At 38.5% G+C, this 14,074-nt stretch carries 13 protein-coding genes and 2 pseudogenes; 8 read left to right on the forward strand and 7 right to left on the reverse strand.

Translation table 11 applies throughout. The features are described 5' to 3' along the window. A pseudogene (locus B0B05_RS16710) lies at positions 1-305 on the forward strand (IS5/IS1182 family transposase); the annotation flags it as partial. Positions 306-572: 267 nt separating this feature from the next. Continuing rightward, positions 573-1,541, forward strand: coding sequence for a tryptophan--tRNA ligase (trpS, locus tag B0B05_RS15240; protein ID WP_076784441.1), 969 nt, complete (start codon positions 573-575; stop codon positions 1,539-1,541). 58 nt (positions 1,542-1,599) lie between these two features. Here trpS and B0B05_RS15245 read toward each other — a convergent pair whose 3' ends face one another. The 6 genes from B0B05_RS15245 to B0B05_RS15265 form a co-directional block, all read right to left on the reverse strand. Next, positions 1,600-2,289 (reverse strand): YjjG family noncanonical pyrimidine nucleotidase, encoded by a 690-nt coding sequence (locus tag B0B05_RS15245; protein WP_228454842.1) that lies wholly within the window; start codon positions 2,287-2,289, stop codon positions 1,600-1,602. 86 nt (positions 2,290-2,375) lie between these two features. Then, positions 2,376-2,513 carry a hypothetical protein gene (locus tag B0B05_RS16775; RefSeq protein WP_168639333.1) on the reverse strand — a complete coding sequence of 46 codons (138 nt, stop codon included), beginning with the start codon at positions 2,511-2,513 and terminating at the stop codon, positions 2,376-2,378. Between the two features lie 44 nt (positions 2,514-2,557). Beyond that, complete coding sequence (locus tag B0B05_RS15250; protein WP_076784443.1) at positions 2,558-3,148, reverse strand: RNA polymerase sigma factor; 591 nt, start codon at positions 3,146-3,148, stop codon at positions 2,558-2,560. A gap of 213 nt (positions 3,149-3,361) precedes the next feature. Next, positions 3,362-3,832 (reverse strand): hypothetical protein, encoded by a 471-nt coding sequence (locus B0B05_RS15255; protein ID WP_076784444.1) that lies wholly within the window; start codon positions 3,830-3,832, stop codon positions 3,362-3,364. A gap of 159 nt (positions 3,833-3,991) precedes the next feature. Then, the gene (gene metK / locus B0B05_RS15260; RefSeq protein WP_076784445.1) at positions 3,992-5,272 is read right to left on the reverse strand and encodes a methionine adenosyltransferase; all 1,281 of its coding nucleotides are present in this window, start codon (positions 5,270-5,272) and stop codon (positions 3,992-3,994) included. 201 nt (positions 5,273-5,473) lie between these two features. After that, positions 5,474-6,427 carry a hydrogen peroxide-inducible genes activator gene (locus B0B05_RS15265; protein ID WP_076784446.1) on the reverse strand — a complete coding sequence of 318 codons (954 nt, stop codon included), beginning with the start codon at positions 6,425-6,427 and terminating at the stop codon, positions 5,474-5,476. A 106-nt stretch (positions 6,428-6,533) separates the two neighbouring features. Between B0B05_RS15265 and B0B05_RS15270 the strand changes: the two genes are divergently transcribed. The 6 genes from B0B05_RS15270 (at position 6,534) to B0B05_RS15295 (ending at position 13,760) form a co-directional block, all read left to right on the forward strand. Beyond that, complete coding sequence (locus B0B05_RS15270; RefSeq protein WP_076784447.1) at positions 6,534-8,024, forward strand: catalase; 1,491 nt, start codon at positions 6,534-6,536, stop codon at positions 8,022-8,024. A gap of 460 nt (positions 8,025-8,484) precedes the next feature. After that, complete coding sequence (gene recJ / locus B0B05_RS15275; protein ID WP_076784448.1) at positions 8,485-10,197, forward strand: single-stranded-DNA-specific exonuclease RecJ; 1,713 nt, start codon at positions 8,485-8,487, stop codon at positions 10,195-10,197. A 75-nt stretch (positions 10,198-10,272) separates the two neighbouring features. Beyond that, positions 10,273-10,881 (forward strand): nicotinate (nicotinamide) nucleotide adenylyltransferase, encoded by a 609-nt coding sequence (nadD, locus tag B0B05_RS15280; protein ID WP_076784449.1) that lies wholly within the window; start codon positions 10,273-10,275, stop codon positions 10,879-10,881. Between the two features lie 71 nt (positions 10,882-10,952). After that, the gene (locus tag B0B05_RS15285) at positions 10,953-11,294 is read left to right on the forward strand and encodes a DUF3817 domain-containing protein (protein WP_076784450.1); all 342 of its coding nucleotides are present in this window, start codon (positions 10,953-10,955) and stop codon (positions 11,292-11,294) included. A 55-nt stretch (positions 11,295-11,349) separates the two neighbouring features. Beyond that, positions 11,350-12,348 (forward strand): 2-hydroxyacid dehydrogenase, encoded by a 999-nt coding sequence (locus B0B05_RS15290; RefSeq protein WP_076784451.1) that lies wholly within the window; start codon positions 11,350-11,352, stop codon positions 12,346-12,348. 305 nt (positions 12,349-12,653) lie between these two features. Beyond that, positions 12,654-13,760, forward strand: a complete 1,107-nt coding sequence (locus tag B0B05_RS15295) for a TonB-dependent receptor (protein WP_076784452.1) — start codon at positions 12,654-12,656, stop codon at positions 13,758-13,760. Between the two features lie 7 nt (positions 13,761-13,767). Here B0B05_RS15295 and B0B05_RS16715 read toward each other — a convergent pair. Continuing rightward, positions 13,768-14,074, reverse strand: a pseudogene (locus B0B05_RS16715) (IS5/IS1182 family transposase); the annotation flags it as partial.

Genomic DNA, 14,074 nt, shown 5'->3' on the forward strand with positions numbered 1-14,074 from the left:
TCCCAAGCACTCCAAGAAAAAAAGACACTGCTTATCAAAAGCAGACAAAGCGCAAAAAATTTAGAACCAGAGCGGCAATAGAACCTATCATCGGACATTTAAAAACCGATTTTAGGCTGGCAAAAAATTACTTCATGGGAGAAACGGGACCACAAATCAATGCATTACTAGCTGCAACCGCTTGGAACATGAAGAAAATGATGGAACTACTGAAACAGAAAATTATTTTCTTATTTTATAAGATACAAATTATGCTGTTTTCTAATCCTGTTTTTAAAAATAAATTAAATAGTGGGTTTTGTTAAGGAACGACTAATTATCCTCTGCCTTTTTTCTTTGGTTTTCTTCCCAGATTCTATCGCAGCTTATCATTATCATGGAAAAGATGCTGACAATAGTGAGTTTCCATTTTTTATTCATCGGGATTAGTTTTAATTTATAAACTAAATTACAGCAAAAAACAATTCATCCAGATAATAAAATATAAAATTGGATTAGTTTTCTTTGTTTGCTATTTTTGCCTAATGAATTGGGCTTGGAAAATCCAGCTTCAATAATCAAAAACATAATCAATGTCAAGAATACTTACAGGAATTCAAGCTACCGGGACACCTCATTTGGGAAATCTCCTGGGCGCTATTATGCCGGCAATAGAACTTTCAAAAAAGTCTGAAAATGAATCTTTTCTGTTTATTGCCAACCTGCACTCGCTAACACAAATCAAAGATGCAAAAGTTTTAAAACAAAATACTTATGAGATTGCAGCGGCTTGGCTGGCCTGTGGCCTTGATACTGAAAAAACTTTTTTTTACAGACAGAGCGACATCCCGGAAACCTGTGAACTGACTTGGTACCTGGATTGTTTTTTTCCTTTCCAGAGACTGACATTGGCTCATTCTTTCAAGGACAAAGCCGACCGCCTTAGCGATGTAAATGCCGGGCTTTTTAATTATCCAATTCTGATGGCAGCAGATATTTTGCTATACGATGCGGAGATTGTTCCCGTTGGGAAAGACCAGTTGCAGCATCTGGAAATTGCGAGAGATGTGGCATCCCGCTTTAATAATCAGATGGGTGAGGTCTTTGTATTGCCAAAAGCAGAGTTGGAAGAGAATACCAAATATGTTCCCGGAACAGATGGCCGCAAAATGTCAAAATCCATGGGAAATATCATCAATATTTTCCTGCCTGAGAAGGAGCTTAAAAAGCAGGTGATGTCTATTGAAACAGACTCAACGCCACTGGAAGATCCCAAAGATCCGGAGACCGATAAAGTTTTTGCAATCTACTCCCTTATTGCAACGCCACAGCAAACAGAAGAATTGAGAGCCAAATATCTCGCCGGCAACTATGGTTATGGCCATGCAAAAAAAGAATTGCTGGATCTTATCCTGACAAAATTTGCTACTGAGCGCGAAAAATTCTCATACTATATGAATAACCTGGATGAGCTGGAAGCAAAACTTCAGGAAGGTGCTGCTAAGACCAAAGTCATTGCGACACAAACCTTAAAACGCGTAAGAGAAAGTCTGGGACTCTAATTGCAGGTTTTTTATTAAACTAAGATCACCTTTCCAAATTGTAGAAAGGTGATTTTTTTCACAGATAGTTTTTGATCTCAGACAGGTGCCTTACGACCTTTAAACCTGCTTCTTGCGGATTATCTTGGTACACATCAAAAAAGATGACATCCATCCCAAAATTTTGAGCACCTTTTACATCCGCAATCCAGTCATCACCGATCATTATACTTTCCTCTTTACCGGCTTTTGCGAGATTAAGAGAATAATCAAAAATCTCCGGCCGCGGTTTTCTCAACCCAATGGAATCTGCGCTGGTAATGGTCTCAAAATAATCCGATATACCGGATAATATACATTTCCGCTCCGTAACCTCCTGAAAACCATTAGAAATTATATGCATTATATAGCCCTTGTTGCGCAAATAGTCAAGAAGATCAATTGCGCCATCTACAAGCTCATTATAATTGAGGATCTCATCCAGAAAATGATGCTCAAAATAATCTGAGAGTTGGGCGTCGTCTATCCCAAAAGAAAGAAATGAATCGTAAAAGCGGTGTTTCCTAAGATAATCTTTATCAATTTCACCATCACGGATCTGTTCCCAAAGGCGTTCGTTGATATCATGGTAGACCTGATGGAAAGATTCAAAATCAATCCCGTACTTTTCCGTAATTTTTTGCTGGTTAAAAAGTTCTTTTATTGTTAAATATGCATTTTTGCGGTGATCCCATAACGTATTATCAAGATCAAAAAAAATGTGCCTCATGTTATTCATAAGGCACAAATCTAGTCATTTTTTGTCCACGTAGGAAAGCTCCGTCATAAAATCAATTATTTAAAAATCTAAAAATCCTAGTTTTTCGAAACCAAAACCACTCTGTTGTTTTTGGTTTTTATCGGCTGACTATTCCTGGAAAAATTCAGCAAAAAATCGATTATTTCTTTCTTTGGTGTCAAAGCTTTTGGTAATAAAGTGTCGTTATTTTTCATAGGCAAAACTTTACAACAATAACGCCAAAAGAAATACTTTATTATTATTTTGTCAAAATAATTTTGTTTTCATCCATAATTTTCCTGAGATTAATGAGTGCGTAGCGGACTCTGCCCAGTGTTGTATTGATACTCGTATCTGTCTGATCTGCAATATCTTTGAAGCTAAGCCCATCATAAAACCTGAGTTTGATAACTTCCTGCTGGTTCTCTGGCAGCATCACCAGCATTTTTAATAGATCCTCATTGATTTGCCTGTCTATTAATTTATCCTCAATATTATTCTCTGGCTCTTTGATAATATCAAAAATAGAAAACTCTTCGTTCTCAAAAGTAGTTTCTGAGATTTTGATATTTTTGGACTGAAGCCTGTAATGGTCTATAATAAGATTGTGGGCGATACGTTTTGCCCAAAGAATAAATTTATTTTCTTCTTTGTAACGCCGCTCTTTGAGTGTAACGATGATCTTTATAAATGTATCCTGAAAAATATCATTGGCAAGATCTTCATCCATTAATTTATAAAATATAAAGGTATAAAGGTCTTTTTTGTGTCTTTCTATCAGAGAGGCCAGTGCATTTTCGTCACCGTTCTGATAGAGCATGATTAAGTTGCTATCCGTTTGCGTTTTCATACTTCTAAATATTGCATCCCAAATTATCCTTCAATTAAATATTAACTGAATCTATCTGAGGATCTTCATTTCATTTTTTTCTAGAAGTAGATTTGCTCTATACGCATTGATTTTGGTCTGTAAAAGTAATAAAAAAGACCAAACGAAAAGTTAAAATAATGTTAAATATTTAAATAATTTTTAATCATACACAATAAAATTGATTTTGAAGCATCAATTTAATAGCACGATAGGGATATTTATTGTCAAATTAATATTAAGACCCTTCAGCTCCTTACCATTGAGGCCTCTGTCATCGACAGAAAAACCATAGCCACCCATTAGATCAACAATTCCAAAAAGGCTAAATCCTACTTTTGGCGCGATATATTTATTGGTCGCTTCGGCACCAGCTACAAAATAAAAAGCGTGATAAAAATCTACATTTTTCTGAAAATTGAGTAGAAAATCAGCCTGCACTTTTGGCATAATTGCAAACTTTTGATGAACAGATCCCATCATTGCAGAAAGTCCTGTTCTAAAAATGACATCATCATTCTTAAGAAACAACAGCTTTCCTCCTACTTCACCAAAACTCTGGTTCTGATAAACATAGCCTACATTCAGCATTTTATGAACCGTCATTTGAGATTTTGTGATGCCACAGATTGATATTAATATGAAGATGAATAATTTTGATTTCATTATAGCGGATAGTGTTAAATCTAGCAAAGCACAAAAGTAGCAAAAGAGAGATTATAAAATTGTTTTGCAACAACAAAAGTCGTGCTCATTAGCAAAATGGATAACAAAAAACTGCTTTACCAGAGATAAAGCAGTTTACACATTAAAAAGAGCAGGATCTTACAACCCAAATTCTTTTTTGATATCGTCTACACGATCCAGTTTCTCCCACGTGAAGAATTCAAGATCTTTAAGCGTCAATTCGTTTTTTTGCCCTTTGTTAAAGGTTTTATCGGCAACATAATAATCTTTGCCCATATGGCCATAAGCGGCAGTCTCTATATAGATAGGATTTCTCAGTTTCAGATTTTTTTCTACAGCATACGGCCTAAGGTCAAAAAGTTTCTGAACTTTTTTAGCAATCTCGCCATCAGACAATCCAACTTTTGAAGTACCGAATGTATTGATGTAAAGACCACAAGGTTCTGCTACACCAATAGCGTATGAAACCTGAACCAAAACCTCATCTGCAACACCCGCTGCTACCAGGTTTTTCGCAATATGTCTTGTTGCATAAGCCGCACTTCTGTCCACTTTAGAAGGGTCTTTCCCCGAGAAAGCGCCACCACCGTGTGCACCTTTGCCACCATAAGTATCTACAATAATTTTCCTGCCGGTAAGGCCGGTATCACCATGTGGTCCGCCGATAACGAATTTACCTGTCGGATTAATATGATACTTGATGTCACCTTCAAATAATTCCTGTATTTCGGGCTTTTGAGCTGCCTTTACCTTAGGAATCAATATATCAATGATATCCTTCTTGATTTTTGCCAACATAGCCTCTTCGCTTCCAAAATCATCATGTTGTGTAGAGACAACAATACTGTCTATCCTGATTGGCTTGTGATCGTCAGAATATTCTATCGTTACTTGGGATTTAGCATCGGGGCGCAAATAAGGGATGGCATTGCCTTCTCTTCTCAGGTTTGCCAATTCTTTCAGGATCTGATGTGCAAGATCTAGTGCCAATGGCATATAGTTTTCGGTTTCATTGGTAGCGTAACCAAACATCATTCCCTGATCTCCCGCTCCCTGTGCATTGGCACGGGTTTCAAAATCGGTTTCGTCCAACGTTCTGTCAACACCCTGATTGATATCCGGAGACTGCTCATGGATTGCGGAAATCACACCACAGGAATCACCATTGAACATATATTCGCTTTTGGTATACCCAATCTTGTTGATCACTTCTCTGGCGATGTGCTGCACATCAAGATAAGCCTCGGACTTTACTTCTCCTGCCAAAACAACCTGCCCGGTAGTTACAAGGGTCTCACAAGCTACCTTAGAATTTTTGTCGTATGCTAAAAAGTGATCGATGAGCGCATCAGAAATCTGATCGGCTACTTTATCCGGATGCCCTTCTGAGACGGATTCGGATGTAAATAAATAAGACATAAATTATTCCTTTTGTATTATAATTCTAAGGAGAATCTGCTGGAAATCAATAAAGGAACTAAAAAAGAAATTATCTGTTTTAGCATTTTTTATTGAGGTTGCAATCAGTCAAAGTTCTCCTCCGTTGGTATAAAATTCGACCGCAAAATTACATACAATATTTTATATTACAAAATCAATTCCCATTAACTGAGTATGAATTTATTCAGGTTTAATACTCACATAATTATCTCTATCCTTGTAGAAATTAAGCCGCTTTTCCATAGAACTGCGAACCTCAGCAGTAAGTTCATCAATAATTTTTTGCTTATAAGTAGGCTTGTAATAGATAAGGCTCACTTCACGGTACGGGAAAGGTTTGATAAATCTGGAAACTTTTTGCTTCTGTTCTGCAGAAAGCTGTTCCGCTCCCATCTCAGGCAAAATAGTAATACCGCCAACTTTATCGACCATTTGGATTAATGTATTGATACTGGACGCCAAAAACTCCAGATTATTGGGCTTCAGCGAGTTTTCTTTAAGATGACAGATGTTTTCGAACTGCGTCCTCAGGCAATTGCCCTCTTCCAAAAGCCAAACTTTATCTACATCGATATTTTCCGGCACCACATAACGGTCTTTTTTAACACCATCAGCCTGATTGGCAGAATAAAGCATTAGCTCCTCATTGAACAGGAAATCCTGATAAAACTCATCCGCGGAATGATAAGGCGTAGAAATAATGCCTGCATCCAGTTCGCCGGACTTAAGAGAACGGATAATATTATCTGTCGTCATCTCTTTAATATTTAGCTCTATCTGTGGATTTTTCTTTAAAAAACTAAAAATCTCATTGGGCAAAATATAAGTGGAAACCGTGGGAATAATACCAAGATTAAGCTTACCGGCAAGGATATTATTAAGAAGGTTAGCCTTATTTTTGAGTTCCATCACAGAATCTATCACTTTTTGCGCCTCTTTTATCAGTTCGGCACCGGCATCTGTTGTGCGGATGGGATGCGTTGTGCGATCAAAAATCTTGATATCAAGCTCATCTTCAAACTTTTGGATCATAGCGCTAAGTGTAGGCTGAGTAATGAAACAAGCTTGTGCAGCTTTACCAAAATGCTTATATTTATCAACAGCGATAAGATATTCTAATTGTTGGATATTCACAGTTGCTAATTAATTTTATCTATGACAAAGATAATTATTAATCTGTTTCATAAATAATTTTTTTTCCGAATTTAGCTGCAGAAAACTGACTAAAACAAAACAAGATATGGAAAACAAAAAAAAATTGACGAATTCTGTCGGATCGCCTTATTACGAACATCAGGATTCACAGACTGTTGGGCCAAGAGGCCCGGTATTGTTACAGGACTTTGTACTTCAGGAGAATCTCGCCCACTTTGTAAGAGAGAGAATCCCGGAAAGAATTGTACACGCCAAGGGATCCGGCGCTTATGGTACATTTACAGTTACCCATGACATCAGCCACCTTACAAGAGCTAAACTTTTCTCACAGGTTGGGAACTCCTGCAGGATGTTTGCGCGTTTCTCAACGGTTGGGGGAGAAATGGGAAGTGCCGATACAGAAAGAGATCCGAGAGGTTTTGCACTGAAATTCTATACCGAAGACGGCAACTGGGATCTGGTAGGCAATAATACACCGGTCTTTTTTATTAAAGATGCCAAGAAATTTCCGGATTTTATCCACACCCAAAAACGATTACCGAAATCTCACCTGAAGAGCAAAACGGCAATGTGGGATTTTTGGTCTCTTAATCCGGAATCTTTGCACCAAGTTATGATTCTCATGTCGGATCGTGGTACACCGCACGGTTACAGGCACATGCACGGGTTTGGCTCTCATACGTTTGCAATGATTAATGACAAAAATGAGAGAACCTGGGTCAAATTCCATTTTATAACACAGCAGGGGATTAAAAATTTTTCTGATGCCGACGCTACAAAAATGAAGGGTGAAAATCCGGATTTTGCGCAGGAAGATCTAGTGAACGCTATCGAAAAAGGAGATTTTCCAAAATGGAAACTCTTTATACAAACCATGACAGAACAACAGGCTAAGGAATGGCGATGGAATCCGTTTGATGTAACCAAAGTATGGTTCCACGATGAGTTCCCGATGATAGAAGTAGGCGTTATGGAACTGAATGAAGTTCCAAGAAATTATTTTGTACATGTAGAACAGGCCGCTTTTGCCCCAAGCCATTTGGTAGACGGCATCAGCTTCTCACCCGATAAAATGTTGCAGGGACGATTATTTTCTTATGCCGATGCGCACCGCTACAGACTTGGTGTTAATTCCCATCAGCTAGCTGTCAACAAGTGCCCCTTTGCGGTGAATAATTTCCAGAGAGACGGTTATATGGCAGACGATTCGGATTATGGAGATAAGCCAAACTATTACCCTAACAGCTTCAGTGATGTAGAGCCGGACAAAGCGTACCAATCCTTTGAATATGATGTAGAAAATACCCACGTCGCCAACTATGACCGAAATCAAAACGATGATGACCATTATACACAGCCAGGCCTTCTATACACAAAAGCGATGAAACCGGAAGACCGCACGGCTTTGGTTAATAATATCGTAGGGCATCTGGGTGCAGTAGACGGACCAAAACGGGACGAAATTATCAACCGTCAGTTGTGCCACTTTTTCCGGGCCAATATAGAACTGGGCATGCGTGTGGCTCAAGGCCTGGGCGTGAATATTGATGCCAATGCCTTGAATCACTCGAAATAAAAAATAGAACTGGCAATTAATCAGGAATTGTAAATTAGAGGTCATACGGTATTTTTATATCAAAAAATCTTATTAGAAGTTTCTGATTATTTTTCAACTCTTGCAGATTAATCCGATTACGCAGATGATAAAATTTTAATCAGTAAAATCTGCCTCATTAGCGAGAACATTATATTTTCCAGTATGTAATTAAATAATGACCTCTCTCAATTATTTTGAATAATAAAACCCATTTGGAAGTTCAATTCTGAATGGGTTTTTTGTAAGATTACCCAAGCGCTGCGCCAGCGATGGAAGCGGCATCCTTTTGCAAAAACTAAGGATGAGCCATGGGCTTGCAAAAGATACAGCGGACAGCGCGGTTTTTGCGGTTTTGGGCAGGCCACGATTGTGGGAAACCGCAAAAAGGCGCCCGAACCAAAATTTCTGAAAGCCGTTTTTTTTATGTAAATTTGTAGCTATGACGCAAAGATGGATTTATAAACCCGAGCCGGATGAAGAGATTGTTGACGGACTGATTTCTTCTATTGGTTTTGGAACGCTTGAATCCAAAATCCTGGTCATGCGTGAGATTGATAATTATCAGAAGGCGCGCGAATTTTTTAAACCAAACGGTACAGATATCCACAATCCTTTTCTGATGGCCGACATGCAAAAGGCGGTAGAACGCATTGCCACAGCTATAGAAAATGGGGAGAAAATACTGGTATACGGCGATTATGATGTCGACGGGACAACTTCTGTTGCGTTGATGTACCTCTACCTAAGCAAAATTGTTGATAAAAAATACCTTGATTTTTATATCCCGGACAGGAATGTGGAAGGCTACGGCATCTCCGATGAAGGCATTGATTTTGCCAAAGAGAACGGCTTTTCGCTGATTATTGCGCTGGATTGCGGTATAAAATCGGTGGATAAGATTGATTATGCCAATTCTGTGGGTGTAGATTTTATCATTTGTGACCACCACCTGCCAGGCGATAAAATCCCGAATGCGATTGCTGTGCTGGATCCAAAACGCAAAGACTGCCGCTATCCTTACAAAGAGTTGAGTGGTTGCGGTGTAGGTTTCAAACTTTGCCAGGGCCTTAATACCATCTATAAAATCCCGGAAAGTGAGCTTTTTGAACTCACCGACCTTTTGGCTATTAGCATCGCATCCGACATTGTGGCCATGACAGGAGAAAACCGGGTATTGGCAAAACAAGGCCTCAAATTCCTGAGGAAAACCAGAAAATTTGGGTTGAGGCTTCTTATTCCTGAAGAGAAACTGTCTCACTTTGATATTTCTAATATTGTGTTTGATATTGCGCCTAAGATCAATGCAGCTGGGAGAATTTCGCATGCGAAAGCTGCAGTAGAACTGATGATCTCCGACAACCTGAAACAGGCACAACAAATTGTAAATGAAATTATCAACCTGAACGATGAGCGCCGCGAGATGGATATCAACATCACGCAGTCAGCGATGAACCAGGTACTGGAATTGCAGAAAATCCAACGTTTTTCTACCATTGTGTACGATCCCAGCTGGAACAAAGGCGTTATCGGGATTGTTGCCTCGCGCCTGATTGAGAACTATTACAAACCAACGCTGGTTTTTACCGAAGGCAATAACGGCGAGATGGTGGCTTCGGCAAGGTCTGTGGCCGATTTTGACATTCACAAAGCGCTGGAATACTGCTCTGATCTTTTTATGAAATTTGGTGGGCACCAGGCCGCCGCCGGGCTTTCTATGGAGAAAGAACATTTTGAAGAATTCAAAGACCGTTTTGAAGAATTTGTAAAAAATAATATCAAGGATCATCAGAAAGAGCCATCCATCTATATAGACAGTGTTGTAAAACCAGAAGATCTCAACAGGGAGTTTTTCAATTTCCACAGAAAGCTGGCACCTTTTGGCCCTCATAATATGAAACCGGTTCTGGTTCTTAAAAACATCAAAGTGAATGGTTATGTAAGGCTGATGGGAAAAGAAAGCACTCACCTCAAATTCAATATTTTACAGCCTACCACAGGCCGGAATATAGAATGTGTTGGTTTCCGTTTTGGGCAATTTGCAGACAACTTTAAAACTAAAACATTTGACCTGGCTTTTACCATAGAGGAAAACCACTGGAAGGGCAATGTTTCGCATTTTCTTAGCATCCGCGATGTGCGTTTTCATCAATAATTGAAATTGCTATGCTCAAAAATCCAAATACCAATAAAGATTAGGAATTGAATATGCCCATTAGAAGTACTACCTATGAATAAAAAAATCGGATTGTTTTTTGGGTCATTTAATCCCATCCACATCGGGCATCTGATTTTGGCGAACTACATCCTGGAATATTCTGATATGCAGGAGCTATGGTTTGTGGTAAGCCCTCAGAATCCTTTTAAGGACAAAAAATCATTACTTAATGATCACAATCGCCTGGATATGGTAGAATTAGCCATCAAAAACTATCCTAAAATGCGCGCCTCAAACGTTGAGTTTTCTTTGCCAACACCCGGTTATACTATTGATACACTAACTTATCTGCAGGAAAAGTACCCGAATGTCTCCTTTTCATTAATTATGGGGGAAGATAATTTGGGAAGTTTGCATAAATGGAAAAACCACGAACTGATACTGAAGAATTATCAAATCATTGTTTACCCGAGGATCGTTGAGCAGGGAAGAAATACCGAAGCCTTCGAGAGCCTCAGGCTGACAACCTTGAAGCATGAAAATATCCACCAGATCAAAGCGCCGGTAATAGAATTGTCTGCAACAGAGATCCGGACTATGATAAAAGAAGGTAAAAACGTACGACCGATGCTGCCGCCGGAAGTTTTTGATTATCTGGACAGAAGCAGTTTTTATAAATAAAGAGGAACAGATGTTGGATGCTGGGAGCGGAAGTTTAGCAACCCAGAAAAAATCACTTCAATATAGCTCAAATGAACATCATAGAAAAATACTTCTCAAAATACCCTGAAGACAAAATCACAAAATGGTTTAAGCAAATATGCTTGGCAGAAGCGATCTCCTGGCTTCTGCTTTTCACTGCGATGTATTGGATCCGCGAAGATAAAGAAAGCGTACTGCCTACCATTTACATTATCATTATCGGAAATATCCACGGTTTGTTTTTTACGCTTTACCTATTGCTGATCTTACCGGCAAAAAAGATCTACCAATGGGATGATGAGGAATTTATTTTCGCATTAATGGCGGCCTTTTTCCCTTTTGCGACCATTTGGGTAGATAAAAAACTAGCACAGAAAATTCGCAATAACTGATGATAATCAAGCGATAAAAAATACAATTTTAAAGCCTGATTTGTATCTTTATGAGATGAAAGTTACATTCTTCTCTTCCAAACCTTACGACAAAGAGTTTTTTGACAAAGCGAATAAGAAATTCAATTTTGAATTGGATTATTTTGATACGCATCTTGGCCCTCATGTCCTGAATCTGATTGACCACTCGGATGCTGTATGCGCCTTTGTCAACGACAAGCTGAATGCAGAAGTTCTGGAAGCTCTCTCCAAAAAAAGTGTGAAATATATTGCTTTGCGGTGTGCAGGATTCAACAATATTGATCTGGAAGCCGCCAAACACCTCGGGATAAGGGTTTGTAGAGTGCCTGCTTATTCTCCTGAAGCGGTTGCAGAACACGCGATGGCGATGATCCTTACACTCAACCGAAAAACACACAAAGCCTATAACCGGGTACGGGAACAAAACTTTGCGCTGAACGGCCTGATGGGATTCAATCTTTATCAGAAAACCATTGGCGTTATCGGGACCGGGAATATCGGGGTTGCATTTGCCAAAATTGCGAAAGGATTTGGTGCCCGGATTTTGGCTTTTGATATTGCAGAAAATCAGCAGCTGAAAGATATTGGTATCGAATATTGTTCCTTGGAACATTTGTTTGCAGAATCTGATATTATTTCACTTCATTGTCCATTAATAGAAGCTACGCATCACCTCATCAACAAAGATTCTATCCGGAAAATGAAGAAAAATGTGATGATTATCAACACAAGCCGCGGCGGACTAATCGACACAAAAGCGGTTATCCAAGGTTTAAAAGACCATCACATCGGTTATCTCGGCATTGATGTTTATGAACAGGAAGAGAAATTATTTTTCCGCGACCTGTCTCAGACCATTATAGAAGATGACACCATCCAGCGGCTGATGAGTTTCCCTAATGTTTTGGTAACAGCGCATCAGGCCTTTTTTACTGCAGAAGCATTGGAGCAGATTGCTAACACAACTTTAGAAAGCCTTTATCATTTCGAAAAAAGTAACGATTTTGAAAACCCAAATGCCGTTTTGATCTAATATTATAATCCCATAACAAAAACAAAAAAATTCGCTAAAAAAAAGACATCTTCAAATATCACAGAACAAAGCCTTTGCAAAAATCTGCAGAGGTTTTTGTTTTTTTTAAGGTAATGAATGTAACAAAATAATGTTTTAAGTTGTCTAATAATTGTGAGACAAAATTTTTACTGTTGATAATCAGTCTATTATATCAATAAATTAATTTTATTTACTACTTTGTATTGCATAATACTAATTTTAATATATATCTTTGCAATAATAAATATTGAATCAAGCAATTAACCACACTAAAAAAATATCCTATGAAACCAAAACTTCTGATAGCCGCCCTGTTTTTTTCAGGATTGATATACGCTCAGCAAGCCAAACAAGACTCGGCTAAGACAAAAGACATAGAAGCTGTAACTATTACAAAACAAGTCTTCAAAAAACAAAGCGACCGACTGGTATATGATGTCGCCGCTTCGCCTGTTGCGAAAGGAAATAATGCATTCAGCCTGTTGAAAGTGACTCCTATGGTAATCTCAACCGATGATAAAACGCTTAAAATTGCTGGTAAAAACAACGCTGTCATATACATCAATGGCAGAAAATCTAATATGAATGCGGACTCGCTGGTAGAATTCTTAAAAAATACGCCGGCAGAAAACATCCAGAAGATCGAGGTGATTACAACTCCGGGCAGCGAGTTTCAGGTAGAATCCTCTGATGGCATCATTAATATCATTCTTAAAAAAAGAATGTCTGACGGCCTCAACGGTAACCTTAGAATGGTGAATTCTGATGATTATTACAATAATACATCAGCCGGCGTAAGCCTTAATTACAGGAAAGGGAAATTTGGCCTCAGTACCAATATCAATACCAGCGAAAATATCCGGACCCAATATTATGAACTGAATAACGGGAACATCAATGATAACATTAGTACCATGTCCAGCGGATATATCAAAGACCCCAACAAAAACCTGGGTGGTTACCTGAATATGGATTATGAACTGAATGATAAGAGTAATCTCGCCCTGCAATATAACAGCTGGAACAACAGAAGTTACAACTCAGAAGCAGACCTGTATAACACCATCAGTAATAACGGTGCGATGTTCTACTCCCGGACCTACAGTAAGGATAACAGCCGCTCTTACAATAACTCACTCAACCTGAATTATGAATTAAAAACAGACTCTTTGGGCAGCAAGCTTAACCTGAACGTGGCTTACCTTAATTTTAAAAGATTTGGTAATTCACAAAATGACACATACAGCCCGCCTTACATTAATGATACTTACCTGACATCCAGCATCCGCCAAAGCACGCCACAGGTTATTAATAACATTTCGTTTTTGGGAGATTATACCAAAAATTTCAAAAAAGATTTCTCTTTGGCTGTTGGCGGAAACTATAATTAGTCATTCCTTAAAAAGCTAATTTTTCATTTTGAAAATTATACTTGCCTAAGAAGATTTTGAGAACAACTTCGAGCCAAAAAAGAATTTGTTGTTTGATTTGGTTCAATCTCATCTTCAAATTGTATCCAATCCCTGCTAATAGGGCGTTATGAATATCTCCAGCCACTCCTTTAAGGAAGTTTAATCCTAAGGAGTGGTTTCTTTTTAAATGTGAAATACAGGGTTCTATTGCTGCTCTTGCACGGAATCTTAATCTTGCAACTTGCTGCCCATATCTTGTTTTTTCTTTTTTTGTGGGAAGCAGAATTAAGGTG

The organism is Epilithonimonas bovis DSM 19482 (genome assembly GCF_900108115.1).
GTDB classification, from domain to species: domain Bacteria; phylum Bacteroidota; class Bacteroidia; order Flavobacteriales; family Weeksellaceae; genus Epilithonimonas; species Epilithonimonas bovis.